Here is a 4,418-nt window from a genome sequence, read left to right on the forward strand (position 1 = left end):
ATGCAGGCCAATGTGAAGTCTACCGCCCGGGGAATGCGGTCTGCCACACAACTTGTTGCTATCCTCCCCTTCCCAACCCCACCAATCGAGTAGCCCATGCTTGAGGTAAAAAACGTCTTCAAGAGCTACGCCACTGCGCAAGGCCCTCTGGCGGTGTTGCGCGGGGTGGATCTGGTTTTGCAGAACGGCAGCAGCCTGGCCTTGATGGGGGAATCCGGGAGCGGCAAGAGCACCTTGCTGCATCTGGTGGCAGGCCTTGATCAGGCTGACTCAGGGCAGATCGAGATTGCAGGGCAGCGTCTGGACCGCATGAATGAATCACAACTGGCCAACTGGCGCCGCACGGAAATCGGCCTGGTGTTCCAGCAGTTCAACCTGATCGGCAGCCTCAAGGTTGAGGACAACCTGGCGTTTCAGGCGCGGCTGGCCGGGCGTTATGAGCCGCAATGGCAGGCACAACTGGTGGAGCGGCTGGGTCTCGGGGATCTGCTCAAGCGCTATCCGGAGCAATTATCGGGCGGCCAACAGCAGCGGGTAGCCATTGGCCGGGCGCTGGCATCGCGACCCGGTTTGCTGTTGGCCGACGAACCCACCGGCAACCTCGATGAAGCCACCAGCGATGAAGTCCTGCAACTACTCCTGGACCTGCTGGCGGACAGCTCGACCAGTCTGTTAATGGTCACCCACAGCCCGCGGGTTGCCGAGCGTCTGACTCACAAAGTGATCCTGCATCACGGCCGCCTGGCAACCGAGAGCGATCGCTGAGGTGCGGGTTTTCTACTGGACACTGCGCGCCCTGCTTAGCCACTGGCGACGTCACCCGGTGCAATTTTTCAGTGTATTGACAGGGCTTTGGCTCGCAACGGCGCTACTGACCGGTGTCCAGGCGCTCAACAGTCAGGCTCGGCAGAGCTATGCCCAGGCCAGCCAACTGATCGGCGGCGAACCACAAAGCAGTCTGGCCACCGCCAACAACGCGGCGTTCTCGCAAGATGTGTTTATCAGCCTGCGCCGCGAAGGTTGGCCGGTATCGCCCGTGGTACAGGGCCGAATCCTTCTTCAAGGGCTGGAAGACCGCCGTGTGCAACTGATGGGCATCGAACCGGTGTCATTGCCCAGCGGTACAGCAGTGGCCGGACAGACTCTGGACCTGAACGGAATCGTCGACTTCCTCACTCCGCCCGGCCAGACCTGGATCGCGACCCAGACGCTGCAGGCGCTGGGCCTCAATGAAGGGCAACAACCGCTGACCAGCAACGGCCAGCGCCTGCCACCGCTGCACAGTCGAGTCGATATGGCACCCGGCGTGTTGCTCACGGATATCGGCTTCGCTCAGCCACTGCTGCAAATGGCCAATCAAGTGTCGCGTCTGCTGCTGCCCAAAGACTTCGCGGCGAGCAATCCTGTGTTGCCACCGGAATTGAGCGGTCTGCTTCAACTGAAGAAAAGCGGCGAAGAGAACAATCTGACGCGCCTCACCGAAAGCTTCCATCTGAACCTCAACGCGCTGGGCGTACTGGCCTTCATCGTCGGTCTGTTCATCGTGCATGCGGCCATCGGCCTGGCACTGGAGCAGCGGCGCGGACTGTTGCGCAACCTGCGCGCCTGCGGGGTCAGCGCCAGAATGCTGATTGCAGCGCTCGCCATGGAATTAGGGGTGCTGGCCTTGCTCGGCGGGCTGCTCGGGATTGCCAGCGGTTATCTGTTGGCGAGTCTGTTGCTGCCCGATGTCGCTGCCAGCCTGCGCGGTTTGTATGGCGCGGAAGTCGCAGGCCAACTGAGTCTGAGCCCGATCTGGTGGCTGGGCGGTCTTGGCTTGAGTGTATTGGGTGCATTGCTGGCCGGGGCTAACAGTCTGCTGCGCGCGGCGCGTCTGCCCTTGCTGGCGTTGGCCAGTCCACAGGCCTGGCATCAGGCCCACAGTCGCTGGCTGCGCCGCCAAGGCTGGGTGGCTGGCGGCGCGGCAATTGTTGCACTGGCTGCGCTGCTGATCGGCGACAGCCTTGCCGCAGGTTTCGTCTTGACGGGCAGTCTGTTGCTATCTGCGGCTCTGGGTTTGCCGGTGCTGCTCAATGGTCTGCTCAATACCTTGCTGGGGCGCAGCCGTTCAGTGTTGGGCCAATGGTTTCTGGCTGATTGCCGTCAGCAACTGCCAGCGCTCAGTCTGGCGCTGATGGCGTTACTCCTGGCGCTGGCGGCGAACATCGGCGCGGGGAGCATGACGTCCGGGTTTCGGCAAACCTTCGGCAACTGGCTTGAACAAAGGCTGACCGCCGAGTTGTACGTCACGCCGCAAAACGCGGCCCAAGCCCCTGAAATGCAGGCCTGGCTTATGCAACAGCCCAACGTCAGCGCCGTGCTGCCTAACCGGCAGGTGTCGATCCAGCTGCAAGGCTGGCCAGCCGACCTGTTCGGCGTGATGGATCATCCAACCTACCGTGAGCACTGGCCGCTGCTGGAGTCCGCCAGTGGCGATCCATGGGATCAACTGGTGCAGACTGATAGCGTGATGATCAGCGAGCAACTGGCCCGTCGTCTCAAGCTGAGCGTTGGCGAAAGTCTGACCATTCCAGTGCCGGCTGGCCAATGGACGCCGCGCATCGTGGGTATATATGCCGACTACGGCAATCCCAAGGGCCACTTGCTGGTCAACGCCGAACGCTTGTTGCGCCACTGGCCGCAACTGGCTGCCAACCGCTTCAATCTGCGCATCGATCCGGCCGCAGTGCCTGCGCTGGTCAGCGACCTGCAACAGCGCTTCGCCCTGGACGATAACCACATCATCGATCAGAGCCAGCTCAAAGGCTGGTCCAAGCAGATTTTCGAGCGCACTTTTGCCGTCACCGCCGCCCTCAACAGCCTGACGCTGGCCGTGGCGGGCATTGCGTTGTTCATCAGCCTGCTGACCCAGAGTCAAAGTCGTCTCGGCCAACTGGCGCCCCTGTGGGCGCTGGGTATAACGCGACGTCAGTTGATGCTGCTCAATCTCGGCCAGACGTGGTTGCTAGCTGTACTGACGCTGGTCCTGGCGTTGCCGTTGGGCTTGTTACTGGCGTGGTGTCTGGATGCGGTGATCAATGTGCAAGCCTTTGGCTGGCGCTTGCCGCTGCATATCTTCCCGGCTCAGTTGCTGCAACTGGCAGCGCTGGCACTGCTTGCCACCCTGGTCGCCTCTGCGTGGCCGCTGTGGAAGCTATCCCGCACTCGCCCGGCCGATCTGCTGAGGACGTTTGCCAGTGAAAACTAATCTCTTGCTCCTGCTGATTCTGCTGGCCCTTGCTGGCTGCGATAAACCTGCCGAATCCGAGCAGGGGTTCGCCGGGATGGGTAATCAAGCCGAACAGTTCACCCCGGTCACACCAGGCCGTGAGTTCACCTTCCCGGCGGATCATGGCCCGCACCCGGGATTCCGTATTGAGTGGTGGTACATCACGGCCAATCTCAAAGACGAGCAAGGGCAGAATTTCGGCGTGCAATGGACGCTGTTCCGTAATGCGCTGAGGGCTGGCAGTCATGGCTCCGGCTGGAACGACGGCACGATCTGGATGGGGCATGCCGCCGTGACTTCGGCCACGCAGCACTACGCCGCAGAGCGTTATGCCCGAGGAGGCATCGAGCAGGCCGGCGTGACGCTCACGCCGTTTTCAGCGTGGATAGACGACTGGAAACTGCACAGCACTTCGCCCACAGCAGACCCGCTGGCCGACATGCAACTCCAGGCCACGGGGACGCAGTTCGCTTATCAACTTCACCTGACGTCCAGCAAACCGCTGGTCCTGCAAGGCACACAGGGTTTCAGTCAGAAATCCGAGCAGGGCCAGGCTTCTTACTATTACAGCCAGCCGTACTTTCAGGCCGAGGGCGAACTGACCATTGCTGGCAAACGCTATCAAGTCAGCGGCCCTGCGTGGCTGGATCGCGAATGGAGCAGCCAGCCGCTAACCGCGAATCAGACCGGCTGGGACTGGTTCTCGGTGCACCTGGACAGCGGCGAAGAACTGATGCTGTATCGCATGCGCCAGAAACAGGGTGAGCCGTATCTGACGGGCACATGGATCAACGCTGACGGCAGCACTCAGTTGCTGACCGCCAAAGACATCAGCCTCTCGCCATTGGCCAATACCCGCGTTGCAGGTCACGACATGCCGACCCGCTGGTCGGTGAAAATTCCTGGCAAGGGTCTTGAAATCATCACCGAAGCGCTGAACCCCAAGGCCTGGATGGATTTGCAGATCCCCTACTGGGAAGGCCCGATCACCTTGAGTGGCAGTCATAAGGGCGTGGGTTATCTGGAGATGACCGGGTATTGATCCCTCGCTTTCAAGAAGACTAATCAATGGTAGGAGCGAACTCGTTCGCGAGAAGCTTCACGCGGTGATTCAGGCACACCGCCCTCGCGAACAAGTTCGCTCCTACCG

General features: G+C 61.2%; 3 protein-coding genes. All 3 read left to right on the plus strand.

Going from position 1 to position 4,418, the window contains the following annotated elements; all coding sequences use genetic code 11:
• The first annotated feature begins 96 nt into the window (after positions 1–96).
• From H8S59_RS26240 to H8S59_RS26250, 3 genes are read left to right on the plus strand one after another with little or no spacing between them, the layout of a single operon-like run.
• On the plus strand, positions 97–765 hold the full coding sequence (locus tag H8S59_RS26240; RefSeq protein WP_187523303.1) for an ABC transporter ATP-binding protein: 669 nt from the start codon (positions 97–99) through the stop codon (positions 763–765).
• A 1-nt stretch (position 766) separates the two neighbouring features.
• Positions 767–3,247: an FtsX-like permease family protein gene (locus H8S59_RS26245; RefSeq protein WP_187523304.1), complete on the plus strand. Its 2,481-nt coding sequence runs from the start codon at positions 767–769 to the stop codon at positions 3,245–3,247.
• Entirely contained in the window at positions 3,231–4,310 is a 1,080-nt protein-coding gene (locus tag H8S59_RS26250) for a lipocalin-like domain-containing protein (RefSeq protein ID WP_187523305.1), read from the plus strand. Before H8S59_RS26245 ends, H8S59_RS26250 begins: the two co-directional genes overlap by 17 nt.
• The last annotated feature ends 108 nt before the right edge of the window (positions 4,311–4,418 follow it).

The organism is Pseudomonas folii (assembly GCF_014357575.1).
In the GTDB taxonomy this organism is placed as follows: domain Bacteria; phylum Pseudomonadota; class Gammaproteobacteria; order Pseudomonadales; family Pseudomonadaceae; genus Aquipseudomonas; species Aquipseudomonas folii.